General features: G+C 41.7%; 1 protein-coding gene. It reads right to left on the bottom strand.

Annotation, left to right across the window (positions count from 1 at the left end):
• Window positions 1–690 (bottom strand): RNA-guided endonuclease TnpB family protein (locus tag WMO41_RS15820; protein ID WP_349230594.1); only part of this gene is annotated, 690 nt, incomplete at both ends.

Raw genomic sequence — 690 nt, 5'->3', positions numbered from 1 at the left:
ATCCTGGCTCATTTCTTTCATGTTCAGATTTTCGATGCACACGATATCGTAGGAATTGGCTATCTTCCTTGATTCTTTATGCAAAAAATCCTTTCGCTGGTGTGCGATACGAGTATGAATTCGTGCCACTTTCTTCTTTTGTTTTTTATAACGGTTACTCCCCTGTTCGCAGTGGCTCAGTTTATGCTGCTCCCTTGCCAGTTTCTGCTGGGATTTTTGAAAAAAATGTGGATATGCCGCATGATTTCCATTGGAATCCACATACAACTCCTTCATGGAAAAATCAAGACCAATGGCGGATTCTGCTTTCCTGATTTCATGCACCGGTTCCTCGCAGGAATATAACAGAGCAACGTAATATCGCTCATCCGCTTCCTGAGTGATGGTTGCGCCTTTCAATTTATAACGTTCATCAATCTTCCGGTGTTGTCTGATGCGTACCCAGCCAGCTTTTGGAAGTTTTAACTTTCCATTTTGTAAGGTGATGTTTCCATTCACATAATTGGTTGTATAGCTTCTTACTGGCTTCTTTTTTGATTTGAATTTTGGAAAACCTACAGAAACATCACGAAAGAAATTTTTGTATGCTGTCTGCAGATGCAGCTGTGCATTGCACAATGCCAGACTGTCTACTTCCTTCAGCCATGGAAACTCCGACTTATACCTGGCCGGTGTCACGCTTAAGTTCTT

This window comes from Ventrimonas faecis, from assembly GCF_040096075.1.
In the GTDB taxonomy this organism is placed as follows: domain Bacteria; phylum Bacillota; class Clostridia; order Lachnospirales; family Lachnospiraceae; genus Brotaphodocola; species Brotaphodocola faecis.
This window is presented reverse-complemented; position numbering and strand designations above follow the sequence as displayed.